Annotated in this window: 13 protein-coding genes; 9 read left to right on the top strand and 4 right to left on the bottom strand. The window is 69.1% G+C overall.

The annotated features are described in order from the left end of the window. Nucleotides 1-25 precede the first annotated feature (25 nt). Nucleotides 26-1,849, bottom strand: a complete 1,824-nt coding sequence (locus tag GBRO_RS15135) for an AMP-dependent synthetase/ligase (RefSeq protein WP_012834769.1) — start codon at nucleotides 1,847-1,849, stop codon at nucleotides 26-28. A 209-nt stretch (nucleotides 1,850-2,058) separates the two neighbouring features. On the opposite strand from GBRO_RS15135, the gene GBRO_RS15130 reads away from it, so the two are divergent. The 6 genes from GBRO_RS15130 to GBRO_RS15105 all read left to right on the top strand — a co-directional run bounded on the left by GBRO_RS15130 (nucleotide 2,059) and on the right by GBRO_RS15105 (nucleotide 6,634). Further along, the gene (locus tag GBRO_RS15130) at nucleotides 2,059-2,466 is read left to right on the top strand and encodes a hypothetical protein (RefSeq protein WP_041919918.1); all 408 of its coding nucleotides are present in this window, start codon (nucleotides 2,059-2,061) and stop codon (nucleotides 2,464-2,466) included. Next, on the top strand, nucleotides 2,466-2,903 hold the full coding sequence (locus tag GBRO_RS15125; RefSeq protein ID WP_012834767.1) for an SRPBCC family protein: 438 nt from the start codon (nucleotides 2,466-2,468) through the stop codon (nucleotides 2,901-2,903). Before GBRO_RS15130 ends, GBRO_RS15125 begins: the two co-directional genes overlap by 1 nt. 20 nt (nucleotides 2,904-2,923) lie before the next feature. Further along, the gene (locus GBRO_RS15120) at nucleotides 2,924-4,141 is read left to right on the top strand and encodes an ArsA family ATPase (RefSeq protein WP_012834766.1); all 1,218 of its coding nucleotides are present in this window, start codon (nucleotides 2,924-2,926) and stop codon (nucleotides 4,139-4,141) included. A 104-nt stretch (nucleotides 4,142-4,245) separates the two neighbouring features. Beyond that, entirely contained in the window at nucleotides 4,246-4,776 is a 531-nt protein-coding gene (locus tag GBRO_RS15115; protein WP_012834765.1) for a hypothetical protein, read from the top strand. Further along, a complete protein-coding gene (locus GBRO_RS15110; protein ID WP_012834764.1) occupies nucleotides 4,776-5,840 on the top strand; it encodes an ROK family protein in 1,065 nt (354 codons plus the stop codon). Before GBRO_RS15115 ends, GBRO_RS15110 begins: the two co-directional genes overlap by 1 nt. An 83-nt stretch (nucleotides 5,841-5,923) precedes the next feature. Then, nucleotides 5,924-6,634, top strand: coding sequence for a lysophospholipid acyltransferase family protein (locus tag GBRO_RS15105; RefSeq protein ID WP_012834763.1), 711 nt, complete (start codon nucleotides 5,924-5,926; stop codon nucleotides 6,632-6,634). Nucleotides 6,635-6,668: 34 nt separating this feature from the next. Here GBRO_RS15105 and GBRO_RS15100 read toward each other — a convergent pair whose 3' ends face one another. Beyond that, nucleotides 6,669-8,381 carry a mannosyltransferase gene (locus GBRO_RS15100; RefSeq protein WP_012834762.1) on the bottom strand — a complete coding sequence of 571 codons (1,713 nt, stop codon included), beginning with the start codon at nucleotides 8,379-8,381 and terminating at the stop codon, nucleotides 6,669-6,671. 80 nt (nucleotides 8,382-8,461) lie between these two features. Here GBRO_RS15100 and GBRO_RS15095 point away from each other — a divergent pair, with 80 nt between their 5' ends. Both GBRO_RS15095 and GBRO_RS15090 read left to right on the top strand, forming a co-directional pair. After that, entirely contained in the window at nucleotides 8,462-8,944 is a 483-nt protein-coding gene (locus GBRO_RS15095; protein WP_012834761.1) for a polyadenylate-specific 3'-exoribonuclease AS, read from the top strand. Nucleotides 8,945-9,002: 58 nt separating this feature from the next. Continuing rightward, nucleotides 9,003-10,409: a class II 3-deoxy-7-phosphoheptulonate synthase gene (locus tag GBRO_RS15090; RefSeq protein WP_012834760.1), complete on the top strand. Its 1,407-nt coding sequence runs from the start codon at nucleotides 9,003-9,005 to the stop codon at nucleotides 10,407-10,409. Nucleotides 10,410-10,422: 13 nt separating this feature from the next. On the opposite strand, the gene GBRO_RS15085 is transcribed toward GBRO_RS15090, so the two are convergent. Next, entirely contained in the window at nucleotides 10,423-11,643 is a 1,221-nt protein-coding gene (locus GBRO_RS15085; RefSeq protein ID WP_012834759.1) for a protein kinase domain-containing protein, read from the bottom strand. A 120-nt stretch (nucleotides 11,644-11,763) separates the two neighbouring features. Here GBRO_RS15085 and GBRO_RS15080 point away from each other — a divergent pair, with 120 nt between their 5' ends. Continuing rightward, on the top strand, nucleotides 11,764-12,129 hold the full coding sequence (locus tag GBRO_RS15080) for an Rv2175c family DNA-binding protein (RefSeq protein WP_041920566.1): 366 nt from the start codon (nucleotides 11,764-11,766) through the stop codon (nucleotides 12,127-12,129). A gap of 21 nt (nucleotides 12,130-12,150) precedes the next feature. Here GBRO_RS15080 and GBRO_RS15075 read toward each other — a convergent pair whose 3' ends face one another. After that, nucleotides 12,151-13,668: an alpha-(1->6)-mannopyranosyltransferase A gene (locus GBRO_RS15075; RefSeq protein ID WP_012834757.1), complete on the bottom strand. Its 1,518-nt coding sequence runs from the start codon at nucleotides 13,666-13,668 to the stop codon at nucleotides 12,151-12,153.

The raw sequence follows: 13,668 nt of genomic DNA, 5'->3' as shown, positions 1-13,668 counted from the left end.
CTGCGGCCTCCGACTTTTGGCGCGCCTATTTCTGGTAGATCGCCTCGATGTCGTCGGCGAACTTCTCGGTGACCACGTTGCGCTTCACCTTGAGGGTGGGGGTCATCTCACCGGTCTCCTCGGTGAAGTCGTCGGGCAGGATGCGGAACTTCTTGATCGCCTCGGCGTGAGACACCGTCTTGTTGGCGTCGTCGATGGCGGCCTGCACCTCGGCGCGCAGATCCGCGTCGTCGGCGAGGTCGGACACACTCGCCGACGCGGGCTTGCCGTTGCGCTCCTTCCACGCCGGGAACGCCTCCGGATCGATGGTGATGAGTGCGGCGATGAACGGCTTCTGGTCGCCGACCACCATGGCCTGCGACACCAGTGCGCTGGCGCGGATCACGTCTTCGAGGCCGGCCGGGGAGACGTTCTTGCCGCCGGCGGTGACGATCAGTTCCTTCTTGCGGCCGGTGATGGTGATGAAGCCCTCGCGGTCCACAGTGCCCAGGTCTCCGGTGTGGAACCATCCATCGGTGATCGCATCCGCGGTGGCCTCGGGGTTGCGCCAGTACTCGCGGAACACCACCCCGCCGCGCAGCAGCACCTCACCATCGTCGCCGATGCGAACTGCGTTGCCCGCCAACGGTTTCCCGACCGTACCTATCCGGCTGGCCGCCGGGGTGTTGACGCTGAACGCGGCGGTGGTCTCGGTCAGGCCGTAACCCTCGTACACCGGGATGCCGACGCCGGAGAAGAAGTGCCCGAGACGTGCGCCCAGCGGGGCGCCGCCGGAGATGGCCATCGCGCATTCGCCGCCGAGAGCGGTGCGCAGCTTCTTGTAGACCAGGGCGTCGAAGACGGCGTGTTTGGCCTTCAGCACCAGTCCGACGCTGCCTCGCTCGGAGGCCTTCGAGAACGCGACCGCGGTGTCGGCGGCGGCGTCGAAGATCTTGCCCTTGCCGCTGTCGTGGGCACCCTGGCGAGCGGTGTTGTAGACCTTCTCGAAGACGCGCGGCACCGACAGGATCAGCGACGGCTTGAAAGCGGCGAACTCGGGAACCAGATTGGCGGTGTCGCTGGTGTGTCCGACCTCGGCGCCGGCCTCGATGGCCACCAGGGTGATGGCGCGGGCCAGGACATGCGCCAGGGGCAGGAACATCAGCAGCCGCTTCTCGGGGCGTCGGCGCAGTTCGTCGAGGAGGTCGCCTTCGAGGACGGCCCGCACCTCGGAGAGCATGTTGGCGTGGGTGAGCTCACATCCCTTGGGCCGGCCGGTGGTGCCGGAGGTGTAGATGAGGGTGGCCGGGTCGGCCGAGCCGACGGTGGCGCGCCGCTTGGCGACCTCGTCGTCGTGGAGGTCGGCACCGGCTTCGATGAGCTGGGGTATCGCGCTGGGTCCGTCGGTCCGATCGATCTGGAACACCGTGATCGACTCGGGCAGCGTCTGGATCGACCGGAACGCGTCGCGATGGTTGTCGTCCTCGAGGATGATCGCGGTGGCACCGGAGTCCTGCATGATCCACTCGATCTGGCCTGCCGACGAGGAATCGTAGATGGGAACCGTGATCGCACCCGCCGACCAGATCGCGAAGTCGAGCAGGGTCCACTCGAGGCGGGTCCGGGACAGAAGTGCCACGCGGTCACCGGGATTGACGCCCGACGCGATCAGACCCTTGGCGATCGCGACGATGCGGTCGGCGGACTCGCGGGCACTGACCGGGGTCCACCGGCCGTCGACCTTGTGCCTGAACACCGTGCGGTCGGGACTCTTCTCGGCGATGTCGAAGATGATGCCGGTGCAGTTCTCGTCGTCGGCGATGGTGAATTTCGCCGGTACGTCGAACGCCGTGATCTCGGACCTCGTCATCTGCCGGCACCTTCCGCTGTGTCGATGTTGTCGATCGTCGTTGTCATCGATCGTATCCCCGCGTCGTATCCGTTCGACGGGGATGTCCGAGAAGCCGAATCCGCGGTGTTCTGCCACCTCGGAAACTGCCCGGCCACCGGCCCCGGCCGTCGGGCCTCGGCGGATGGGTGCCCTACCGTCACTCGCGGTGCATATGTGAAGCTAATGTCGTGACGAGTATTCAGGTGGCCGATGCGACGTTCGTGGCGGCCGCGCCGGCGTCGGTGGCCGACGTCATCACCGACCGGGGCCGGTGGCGGCGATGGTGGCCGGATCTATCGCTCACCGTCACCGAGGATCGCGGCCCGGTGGGCGTGCGATGGACAGTCGGGGGAGCGTTGACGGGGACGATGGAGATCTGGTGCGAGCCGGTGCTCGACGGCTTTGTGCTCCACTATTTTCTGCACGCCGAACCCATCACGCCACTGCCCGGCGACGAGCGGTCGCGCGCCGACGCCCTCGCCGATCAGAACAAGCGGCGACGGGTGGCCGGCAAGGTGATGTCGTTCGCGGTCAAAGAGGAACTCGAGGCCGGCCGGATCGTCGGTGGACCCGCCGTCGCAGTGGGGGCCGGCTGATGGCCGATCACACCGAGCGCGACATCATCATCAACGCCGACGCGGCCGACATCCTCGCCGTGATCGCCGATTTCGAGAACTACCCGCAGTGGGTGTCGGCCGCCCGAGAGGTCGAGGTCTTGGCGACCGACGCCCGGGGCCGGGCCTCCCAGGTGCGTTTCGTCCTCGACGCGGGTGTGCTGCAGGACACGTATGTCCTTGCCTACGAATGGGATCCGAAGGGCACGGAGGTCTCGTGGCGACTGGTGTCCAGTGATCTGCAGCGCGACCAGCGGGGACGATACGTGCTCACCGAGCAGGTGCCCGGATCGACCAAGGTGACCTATGAGCTGATGGTCGATCTCGTCGTACCGCTGATCGGCGCGCTGAAACGCCGTGCGGAGAAGGCGATCACGGACGCCGCGCTGCACGATCTCAAGAAGAGGGTCGAAGGCTGATCGATCTCACACCCATCCATGTGGTGCTCGGCCCCGGGGGTTCCGGTGTGTCCGTCGTTGCGGCGGGCGGTGCGGCGGAACGACCGAGCGCCCGTCGCGACAGCAGGGACACGGTCACCCGGGCCGCCCGGCACACCTTGCTGATCACCGTTGACCGGCATTCGCCGGTCGCATCGTGGGCGGGGGTGTACCGCGCGCCCGGCGAGCCCGTCGCGGTGTCGAAGTACCTGCATCTGCTGACGCTTGACCGGCTCGCGCTCACCGAACGGACGTGGTCGGCCTTCGTCGACATCCTCGGAGAGACGGTGCGACGCTCGAAGGTCGGGCTGCCCGGTGTGGGGACCGTCGCCGGCATCGACGCCGCCGAACTGACCGCGCTGCCCGGCGTGGACGACTTCCTGCTGCTGCGCCGGATTCGCGACGAGGCGGTGAGCGGAGAGTGGCAGCGCATCGTCGTCGACTGTTCGGGATGCGGCGATCCGTTCGCCTTCCTACGCGCGGGTGCCGTGTTGACCCAGGCCCTCAACCGCTTCTGGCCACGGCACCGGCGGCTGGCCGCGGCAGCCGAACGTCCCGCGATGGCCACCCTCACCGCCGCGGTGGACGCCATCGACCGGGACTGCGCCGACATCACCGAACTCATCACCGATCCGCATTCGGTGGCAACGCATCTCGTGCTCGGCGGCGACGACCGGTCGCGGCGCCTCGCGTTGCCGATGCTCGCGGAGGCGGACGTGATGGGCCTGCCGTTGGCGTCGGTGATGATCAATGAGGGCACCGGATCGGCTGCCGAGGAGGACGTGGTGTCGGCGACCTTCGACGAGGTGGCGGCGTCGCTCGCGCGGCGCGCGGCCGAGTCGGGTCCGACGGCGACGACCGTGCGGGTCGCCCGGTCCGCCGAGACCATCGATCGCTTCGCCAGGCTGCGCAAGCTCGGGATCTCGCTGGCCGGCCCGCATGGGGAGCCGCAGGGATCGGCGGCCGCCGTGGTCACACCGGTGGAGGGCTCCGGTGCGGAGACGGTGTACGAGATGTCGTGGCCGCAGCGCCTGCCCGACCCCGACGCCCTGGCCCTCGGCCGCAGCGGCGACGATCTGCTGGTGACGGTGTCGGGGTTCCGGCATCCGATCCGGTTGCCGTCGGTCCTGCGACGATGCACCGTCGTCGACGCCGGGTGGGACGGGGCGCGCCTGGCGATCCGGTTCGTCCCCGACCCGTCGGTCTGGCCGAAACGGTGACGCCGGGCTGAATCGGCGTGTGCGGCGGACGTGTGTGCGCGCCGATGCGCCACCGGGTACCGTTTCTGACCTGTGCCCATGGCAGACGAGGAGAGTGCCCGGCGATGACCGCGGACGACGAGAACGAACGCGACCGTCGACGTGACGGACCGCCGGCCGGCGACCCGGTGCGTGATCTGCTGCTCGGGCTGGCCGCCCAGATCGATCAGCTCGCCGCCCTGTTCGGGGGTGGCCGCACGCGTCGGCCCGCGGCGGACGGATCGTCCGAGGCAGGGGGCTTCGGTACCTCGGCGTTCGCAGGTTTCGGCAACCCTGGTTTCGACGGGCCTGGTTGTGATCCTGCCGGGGGCGAAGCGTCTGGGGTGCACGGGCTCGGCGACGTGTCGGGTGAGATCACCACGCTGCTGGCCGAGATCGGCGATCTGCTCGCCCGGTTGATCGCCGCGCTCATCGCGGTGCTCGAGGCCATCGCCAAGGCCCTGCGGTCGACGCCCGCAGATCCGGGCGCGCCCCGCCACTACGAGCCGATCGCGGTGCGCATCGACGTGGCCGGGACGACCGATCACGGGCGGACGAGGAACCCAGGGCCGACGAGAACCCCCCAGCCGCAACCGCACCCGGAAGAGGAGAACTGATGGGCGAGTTGACCATCGGGATCGACATCGGCGGCACCAGCGTCCGCGCCTCGGTCGTCGACGACCACGGCGTCATGCTCGACACCCTGCGTGCGGCGACCCCACCCACGGCCCAGGCCCTCGAACACTGCCTCGACCGGCTGGTCGGTGAGCTCACCTCCCGGTGGGCGGCCAAGGCGGTCGGTCTCGCGATCGCCGGTTTCCTGACACCCGACCGGCAGATGATCCGGTTCGCCCCGCATCTGCCGTGGCGGGAGGCGCGGGTCGCCGAGGAGATGACCCGCCGGATCGGTATCCCGGTCTTCGCCGAACACGACGCGAACTCCGCGGCGGTGGCCGAATACCGGTTCGGAGCCGCGGCCCGCGGCCACAACTCGCTGGTGCTCGCGATCGGCACCGGCATCGGCGCGGGACTGCTCATCGACGGCGAGATCTATCGCGGGAGTTTCGGTGTCGCACCGGAACTGGGACATCTGACCATCGTTCCCGACGGCCGGGTGTGCTCCTGCGGCAAACGTGGCTGCTGGGAGCGCTACTGCAGTGGCACCGCCCTGGTGGACACGGTCGTCGAACTCCTCGCCGACGGCAACTGGGGCCGCAGCCAGCTGGCCGCCGACGTCGCAGCCGACCCGGGATCGTTGACCGGGCGTCGGGTGGCCGGCGCGGCGGCCGACGGGGATGCGGTGGCGCTCGCCGCCTTCGCCCAGTTCGCCGCCTCGCTGGGCGCGGGACTCGCGATGATCGCCGACATCTTCGACCCGGACCTGATCGTCCTCGCCGGCGGTGTGGGCGCCGCGTCGGGGTTGTTCCTCGACGAGGCACGCGAACACTACGCCCGGCTGGTCACCGGTGCCGGCCACCGGCAGCTGGCCCGGATCCGCGGCACGCAACTCGGCGAGTCGGCCGGTGTGGTCGGGGCCGCCGAAGTCGCCCGGCAGGGTCTGCACGCCCGACTCGCCGCCGCGGCCGACCCGGATGATCTTGTGCGCCAACAGACTCGACCGGCACCGCAACCGGTGTCGGAGAGGGTGCCCGACGCCGCCGCGGGGACGGTCAACCCCTGACGAACACCACGCCGGGTGGGTAGAGTTTCGTGCGGGTATGGTCACTTCGGCGTAGCGGTGCGAAGCGGTGAGGGAGAGTTGCGATGTGGTACTGGGCGTTCAAGTACGTGTTTCTCGGTCCGCTGCTCAGAGTGCTCGGCAGGCCGCGCATCGAAGGCCTGGAGAACATCCCGGACCGTGGACCGGCCATCCTGGCGAGCAACCATCTCGCGGTGATGGACAGCTTCTTCCTGCCGCTGATGGTCAACCGGCGGATCTACTTCCTGGCCAAGTCCGAGTACTTCACCGGTACCGGGCTCAAGGGCCGGTTCCAGAAATGGTTCTTCACCGCCGTCGGACAGATCCCCATCGACCGTTCCGGCGCGCAGGCCGCCGAGGGGGCGTTGATCTCGGCGCGCCGGCAACTCGAGAAGGGTGAGCTGATGGGGATGTACCCCGAGGGCACCCGCTCACCCGACGGTCGACTGTTCAAGGGCAAGACCGGCCTCGCGCGGATCGCGCTGGACACCGGGGTGCCGGTCATTCCGGTCGCGATGATCGGAACCAACAAGTTCAACCCGCCCGGCAGCGTGCTGCCCCGCCCGGCGAAGGTGACGGTCAAGGTCGGCAAGCCGCTCGACTTCGCCCGCTACGAGGGCATGCAGGGCAACCGCTTCATCGAGCGGGCCGTGACCGACGAGATCATGTACGAACTGATGCAGCTGACCGGTCAGCAGTACGTCGACATCTACGCCGCCTCGCTCAAGGACAAGAACAAGCCTGCGGCGCAACCGCCCTCGGCCTCGGCAGCCTGAACCGGCACGTCCGATCGGGCTCGTGCAGGGCGGTTCAGCCGGCCGAATGCGGCTCGTCGACCGTGGGCGAGCCGACGGTGCCGTTGGCCCGTGGTTCCGGCCCATCCGGTTCGACGCCTGACGTGGCGAGCATCCCGATGAGCGTGGGCAGCCATTCCCGGTCGGCCGGGACCACGTCGTCGAGGTCCACGGTCCGCAGGTCGTCGGCCGACATCCACCGCAGATCCAGATGCTCGAGGGCGCGCGGCGTCCCGGCGGTCAGCCGCGCCGCGTAGGCACGCAGCACCAGGTCGTCGCGCAGCGGCACCTCGCCGCCCACCCGCTGAAGTGGTTCGACGTCGACGCCGAGTTCCTCGCGGATCTCGCGGCGGACGGCCTCGTGCGCGGTCTCACCCGCTTCCACACGCCCGCCGGGCAGCTCCCACTTACCGGCGAGATCGGTGGGTTTGGATCGCTGGGCCAGCAACAGCCGCCCGTCGTCGATGATGGCGGCCGCGACCACCTCGGTGCGTCGGCGCGTGGTCGGCGCGAGGGCGATCCAGGCGAGGGTGGCCAGCGCCAGCACCGACCACGCGGTGCCCAGGATCGCGGTCGCCGCCGGGGCCAGCTCGTACCGGGACTGCTCGATCATCTTGAGAATCCAGGGAATTCCGGCGGCCGCGACCACGACCCACAGTCCGAGCAGCACTCGAGCCCCCGTGCGGCGTGCCCCGTTGCCGTGGACTAGCCAGATGGCCAGCGGCAGCAGCCACACCCAGTGATGGACCCACGAGATCGGCGACACCAGGAGTCCGAGGAGCTGGACGACCATCAGGACGCCGAAGGCGTCGTCGCGGACCGCGCGCCAGGTGGCGACGGCGAACACCACTGCGACGGCGACCGCTGCCAGCCAGAGCCATGAGCTGCCGATGTCGTGTCCGGCGATCCGGGAGAGCGCCCCGCGCAGACTCTGGTTGATGACGCGGGCCACCGGGCCGATCCGGTCGGCGTCACCGATCAGCGAACCGTAGTAGGTCCGGGTGACCTCCGGGAAGAAGATGAGGCAGCCCAGGATGGTGGCGCCGAAGGCGAGCGCGGCCGCCACCGCACCGAGTGGTTTGCGCACCGCCAGATACCAGAGCCCGGTGATGGCCGGCGTCAGCTTGATCCCGGCGATCAGGCCGATGAGTGCACCACCGGCGAGCTGGCCGCGTCGGCTGCGGGCCCACGACACCGCGAGCAGGGTGGCGAACATCAGGTACACGTTGATCTGGCCGTAGTCCAGGGTCACCCGAACCGGCTCGCACCAGATCGCGATCGCCGACCACACCGCCGCAAGTGTGTATGCGCCGGATCGGCGACCGCACAGCCGCAGGGCGAGGACGACGCCGCCGTACAGGGCCGCGAAGGTCGCCAGTTCCCACAGCAGGGCGACGAGTCCCCACGGCAGCAGCGAGAGCGGGTACAGCACCACCGCCGCGAAGGGCGGGTAGGTGAAGGGGAGCGCGAAGTCGGTGGAACCGCTGTAGGTGAACAGATACAGCGAACCGTCGGCGAGACCGGCCGAGCCGTCCCGGTAGACGTGCAGGTCCACGAAGTTTCGGCCGTTGACCGTCAGTGTGTCCCACAGCAGACGCACGATGATGGACGCCGCCAGGATCGCGGTCGCCAGCACAGACCTGGAGCGCACGAGATCCCAGCGTAGCGACCCGCGCGGCATCGGCGGCGTCGGCATGGCCGCCGAGCGCCCCCGGGGTGGGTCTGTCATGAGCTCTCGCCACCCCGGCGGGGCCGTGCCGATACCCTCATGTGCACCTCGTCCGCGGGTGGTGACGAATACTTACCTGTATGCGGTACTTCTATGACACGGAGTTTATCGAGGACGGTACGACAATCGAGTTGGTGTCGATCGGTGTCGTCGCCGAAGACGGCCGGGAATACTATGCGGTCTCCACCGAGTTCGACCCGGCCCGGGCCGGCGACTGGGTACGTGCCAACGTCCTGCCCAAGCTGCCGTCGCCGTCGTCGTCGCTGTGGCGGGACCGCCGCCGCATCCGTGACGACCTCTACGAGTTCTTCACCGCCGCCGACGACGTGGAGCTCTGGGCGTGGGTCGGTGCCTACGACCACGTGGTGCTCTGCCAGCTGTGGGGTCCGATGACGGCGCTGCCCCGCGAGATCCCGCGCTTCACGCGCGAATTGCGTCAGCACTGGGAGGCGGCCGGACGTCCGTCACTGCCGCCGTCGCCGCGCGACGCGCATGACGCGCTGACCGACGCGCGCCACAACCTCCGCAAGTGGAACGCGATCGCGGCCGCTGCAGCGCGGTGAGGACCAGGCGGTGAACCCCGCACCGGGGTCGGTGGGCCTCTGAACTACCCTGGGCACCGTGGTGAACTGGACCGTAGACGTTCCGATCGACGAACTCCCCGAACTCCCGCCCCTGCCGGGTGAGCTCGGCGACCGCTTCCATGACGCGATCAACCGTCCGGCCCTGCAGCAACCGAACTGGCCCGCCGACGAGGCCCGCAAGATGCGGACGGTCCTCGAGAGTGTGCCGCCGATCTGCATGCCGGCCGAGGTCGAGGCGCTGTCGGCGCAGCTGGCCGAGGTCGCCGAGGGCCGCGCGTTCCTCCTGCAGGGCGGCGACTGCGCGGAGACCTTCGCGGCCAACACCGAACCGCACATCAAGGGCAACATCCGCACGTTGCTGCAGATGGCGGTCGTGCTGACCTACGGCGCGAGCATGCCGGTCGTCAAGGTGGCGCGCATCGCCGGCCAGTACGCGAAACCCCGTTCATCGAATACCGACGCGCTGGACCTGCAGTCCTACCGCGGTGACATGGTGAACGGTTTCCCGGCCGACGAGACCGCCCGCATTCACGATCCGTCCCGCCTGGTGCGTGCCTACGCCAACGCGGCCGCCGCGATGAACCTGGTCCGCGCGTTGACCGGTTCCGAGGCGGACCTGCGACGTGTGCACGACTGGAACCGCGAGTTCGTCCGGACCTCGCCCGCCGGGGCCCGGTACGAGGCGCTCGCCGCCGAGATCGATCGCGGCCTGCGATTCATGGACGCCTGCGGGGTCACCGACTCCAGCCTGGCGTCGGCGGCGATCTTCGCCTCCCACGAGGCCCTCGTCCTGGACTACGAGCGGGCGATGCTGCGCATGGCCGACGATCCCCGAGCGACCGAGGACGACTCGCGCGGCAAGGTCCTCTACGACCTGTCGGCGCATTTCCTGTGGATCGGGGAGCGCACCCGCCAGCTCGACGGTGCCCACATCGCGTTTGCCGAACTCATCAACAACCCGATCGGTGTCAAGATCGGTCCGACCACGACCCCCGAGCAGGCCGTCGAGTACGTCGAACTGCTCGACCCGCACAAGCAGCCGGGCCGGCTGACCCTGGTCGCCCGGATGGGCAACGGCAAAGTGCGCGAGGTGCTTCCGGCGATCGTGTCGGCGGTCGAGGCGACCGGGCACAAGGTGATCTGGCAGTGCGACCCGATGCACGGCAACACCCACGAGGCGTCGACCGGGTTCAAGACCCGCCACTTCGACCGCATCGTCGACGAGGTCCAGGGTTTCTTCGAGGTGCATCACGCGCTCGGCACCCACCCCGGTGGTGTGCACGTGGAACTGACCGGCGAGGATGTCACCGAGTGTCTCGGTGGCGCGCAGGACATCTCGGATCTCGATCTGGCCGGACGCTACGAGACGGCCTGCGATCCCCGGCTCAACACCCAGCAGTCCTTGGAGCTCGCTTTCCTGGTCGCGGAGATGCTGCGCGGATAGCGAACCCGCCGGGTCAGCGGATGCCCAGGTAGTGGTGCCCGGTCCACCAGCCGGCCGCGCCGAGGCCGACGGCGAGTACGACCACGAACAACAGCCACAGGACCGAGCGCAGGCGGCTGCCGGTCTGCGGTTCCACGTCGTCGAGTGCGGAGGATCGTCGGCTCATGACCGCGCTCGGCCGGGCGGCTCGGGTGTCCTGGGCCTCGTCATCGATGTCGGCCACCGGTGTAGGGCGCTGCTCGGCGGATGCGGCCGGCCGGTCGCCGGCCGCGTACGGTCCCGGAACCGACTGCGCGCGGGTGCCCTGCAAGCGCGGACCGGCGGGGCGGTAGCGGGCCATGGTGACACGTTCGGCCGAACGGCGCGGTGCGGGGACGGTGAACGGTGGCAGGTCGAGATCCTCGGCCATCGCGAGCAACGCGTGGCGCATCGCGAATCCGTCGGAATAGCGGTGTGCCGGATCACGTTCGGTGGCGCGCAGGATGATCTCGTCGAGTTCCTCGGGCACCCCGGCGATCACGTCGCCGGGCGCGGGGACGTCGTAGTTGAGCCGCTGATACGCCAGGGCCAGCGGGGTGTCACCGCGGAAAGGTGTTCGGCCGGTGAGTAATTCGAAGAGCATGACGCCCATCGAGTAAACGTCGCTGCGCGCGTCGGCGTGTGAGGACTCCACCTGCTCGGGCGACAGGTAGGCCGCGGTGCCCAAGATCACGCTGGCCGAGGTCACCCCGGCTTCGGCGACGGCGCGCACGAGCCCGAAGTCGGCGACCTTGACCTCACCGGCATCCGAGATCAGCACGTTCTCCGGCTTCACGTCGCGATGCACCAGACCCGCCGCATGCGCCGTGCCGAGTCCGCCCAGCACCGGATCGGCGACCGCGACCACCGCATGCGGCGGCATGGGACCGCGTTCGCGCAGGAGCTCGCGCAGACTGCCACCGTCCACCAACTCCATGACGAGGAAGGCGATCTGATGATCGATGCCCTGGTCGTAGACGGCCACCAGGCCGGGATGTTTGAGACCGGCCACCGCTCGTGCCTCGAATTCGAAGCGCCGCAAAAACAGTGGGTCACCGGAATACCGGTCGTCCATGATCTTCACCGCGACGTCCCGGCCGAGTCGCAGGTCGACGGCCAGGTACACCGCCGACATGCCGCCCCGCGCGATCGGCGCGTCGATGCGGTACCGCCCCTCGATGACGGCGCCGAGGAGCGGGTCGGCGGTGCTGTTCATGTCGCTGAATGTACCGTCACGACGCGACTGTGCGCGGTAGCGGTGTCCTGCGTTCGGTGGTCTCCGGCGGGATCGACGGCACCCGTCATGAACGGCTCGGTAACCGCTACTCTTCTCGGTGTGAGTTCACTACCGCTCTCGCAAGACACCCTGCCGTCCGATGTGGACACCCTCTCCGTCGACGAGGTGGCCAGGCGACTGCACGTTTCCGCCAACCGGGTGCGCAACCTGATCCGCGATCACCACCTGCTCGGCGTCTCCCGGGGTGGCGAGCCCGCCGTGCCGGCACTGTTCTTCGACGACCTGGGCATCGTCAAACACTTCACCGGGCTCGTCGAGGTCCTGCTCGACGGCGGTTACTCCCGCGACGAGGTGATGGCGTGGCTGTTCACCGTGCAGGACGACCTCGGGATGCATCCCGCGGCGGCGCTGCACACCCACTCGGCGCGCGAGGTCATCCGCCGGGCTCAGGCGCAGGCGTTCTGACCCGCGTCGATCTCAGATCGCTCAGGTCGTCGGCGATCCCCACGCGCGGCGGACAAAAGTGCCCAGCCGCAACGGATCCGGCCGGATCAGCGACCAGGCCGCCAGTCCCGAGAGCGCAGCGGCGATGAGCAGCGGAACCGGCTGGTAGAAGGCGATGGCATCGTCGGGCTGGAAGACGATGAGCATGAAGTTCGACGTCGCGACGATCGCCGCACGCGCCCACAGCGGCAGGGTGAAGGCCACCGCGAGTCCCAGCGCCCACGTGTAGTACCAGGGCAGGGTCGACGGTTCCAGTAGGAGCACCGCGAGCATCGCCCATGCCATGCCGGCCACCGCGTCACGCTCGTCGTGGCGATGCCGCCACCACAGCACCACCAGGGTCACGGCGAGAACGGCCGAACCGATCGCACGGGTGATCTCCAGTACCGGTTGCAGATTCAGCGCGACCCACGGCGCGGCGACCAGCGTGACCAGATGCGCCACAAGGGTCGGGATGGTGAACCAGTTGATGATGATGTCCGCCCAGCCGAGGCCGGTCAGCCAACCGAACCCGAGTCCGATGACCAGCGTCCAGAATCCGAAGACGGCCACCGTGACGGCGGCGACGGCCGCGAAACATCCGAGGACGTCGCGAGTGGTGACGGGGCGCCGGGAACGGATGTGGCCCAGCCAGATCCACAGCACGAACGGGATCGCGATGCCGGCGGTGATCTTGATGGAGACGGCCATCCCGAGGACGACGAGTCCGGTGACGTGTCTGCCCCGCACCACCAGGACCACCCCGGCGACCAGGACGCCCATCATCAGCAACTCGACGTGCGGCCCGGCGACCAGATGAATCAACACCATCGGATTGAACAGTGCGAGCCACAGGCCGGCCTGCCCGGAGGCACCGAAATGGGCGGCCAGACGCGGAATCGCCCACAGCGACAAGAACAATCCCGGCAGCAGGACCAGCCGCATCACCAGGACCCCGACGATGACGTGATCTCCGGTGACCTCGGTGACGGCGCGGATCATGCCGACGAAGAACGGTCCGTAGGGCGCGGTGGTGGTCGCCCACACCTGCGCCATGCTGTCCACCAGCGGCCCCGGCCGGTGGGCCGGGCCGTCGGCGTATGGGTTGAAGCCGGCTCCGAAAAGCGCACCCTGTGCGAGGTAGGCGTAGACGTCCCGGCTGTAGACGGGCACGGTGACCATCAGGGGGGCCGCCCAGGCGAGCACCCAGCGTTGCAGGGAACGCACACTCGGTGCCTGCTCCCCGCCGCGGGAGATCCGTCGGCCCACCCGGACCCAGGCGATGACCATGGCCGCGACACCCGCCCAGAACACGATCGCGCTCAGGTGCTTGCCGTGCCCGTAGGCGATCGCGCTCAGATGCAGATCGGTCAGTAGGGCGCTGTTGCGCGGTGGGTCACCCACGCCGAAGGCGCCCAGGCACACCATGATCGAGCCGATCAGGCCCAGGGTGAGGTCGGAGCGTGCGCGTCCGCGCAGGGCGGACTCGGTGGCCCGCTCGGTGGTGGTCACCTCAGGCAC

The organism is Gordonia bronchialis DSM 43247 (assembly GCF_000024785.1).
Taxonomy (GTDB): domain Bacteria; phylum Actinomycetota; class Actinomycetes; order Mycobacteriales; family Mycobacteriaceae; genus Gordonia; species Gordonia bronchialis.
This window is presented reverse-complemented; position numbering and strand designations above follow the sequence as displayed.

Bases quoted from the DNA above. Each gene is read 5' to 3' on its own strand.
- GBRO_RS15135 (WP_012834769.1), bottom strand. From the start codon at position 1,849: ATGACGAGGTCCGAGATCACGGCGTTCGACGTACCGGCGAAATTCACC.
- GBRO_RS15125 (WP_012834767.1), top strand. From the start codon at position 2,466: ATGGCCGATCACACCGAGCGCGACATCATCATCAACGCCGACGCGGCC.
- GBRO_RS15115 (WP_012834765.1), top strand. From the start codon at position 4,246: ATGACCGCGGACGACGAGAACGAACGCGACCGTCGACGTGACGGACCG.
- GBRO_RS15110 (WP_012834764.1), top strand. From the start codon at position 4,776: ATGGGCGAGTTGACCATCGGGATCGACATCGGCGGCACCAGCGTCCGC.
- GBRO_RS15105 (WP_012834763.1), top strand. From the start codon at position 5,924: ATGTGGTACTGGGCGTTCAAGTACGTGTTTCTCGGTCCGCTGCTCAGA.
- GBRO_RS15100 (WP_012834762.1), bottom strand. From the start codon at position 8,381: ATGACAGACCCACCCCGGGGGCGCTCGGCGGCCATGCCGACGCCGCCG.
- GBRO_RS15095 (WP_012834761.1), top strand. From the start codon at position 8,462: ATGCGGTACTTCTATGACACGGAGTTTATCGAGGACGGTACGACAATC.
- GBRO_RS15085 (WP_012834759.1), bottom strand. From the start codon at position 11,643: ATGAACAGCACCGCCGACCCGCTCCTCGGCGCCGTCATCGAGGGGCGG.